The following is a 609-nucleotide window of genomic DNA, read 5'->3' on the forward strand; positions in this document are numbered from 1 at the left end:
AGGCACAAGAGAACTAAAAAGAATAGAAATAGGCGATGGAGTAAAAATAATAGAAGACAATGTATTTGAAAATTGTGAAAAGCTGGAAGAGGTAAGCCTGCCAGACACAATAGAAACAATAGGAGCAAATGCGTTTCAGAATGATAAAAAACTAACAGGATTAAAACTACCGAAGAATATTAAAACTATGGGGTATGGAGCATTTGGAGAATGTACAGGATTGACGGAAATAGAGATACCAAAAACATTGGAGAAAGTATGGTGTGCATACTATGATTCAAAAAGCGATGGAGCGTTCAGAGGCTGCAGCAATCTTAAAGATGTAAGGTTCGAGGAAGGAACAAAGACAGTAACAGAGTATGTATTTAAAAACTGTACGGGACTTGAAAAGATTACAATACCGGAGGGAATAGAAACAATAGGAAACGGAGCATTTGCCGGTTGCAGTAACTTAACAGACATAATAATGCCGGGAAGTGTGACAACAATAGGAAACAGTGCGTTTGAAAATACAGGAAAAGTTAAGAAAATAGAAATAGAAAGAGGAACAGTAACAATAGCAGATAATGCATTTAAGAACTGTAATGAGTTGGAAGAGGTAAGTCTGCC

Annotated in this window: 1 protein-coding gene; it reads left to right on the forward strand. The window is 36.6% G+C overall.

The genetic code is table 11. The features are described from left to right. Positions 1 to 609, forward strand: a 609-nt coding sequence (locus tag DWW96_RS13775) for a leucine-rich repeat domain-containing protein (protein WP_147339846.1), incomplete at both ends; no start/stop codon positions are given.

It is taken from the genome of Eubacterium sp. AF17-7 (assembly GCF_003461285.1).
GTDB lineage: Bacteria > Bacillota > Clostridia > Lachnospirales > Lachnospiraceae > Eubacterium_U > Eubacterium_U album.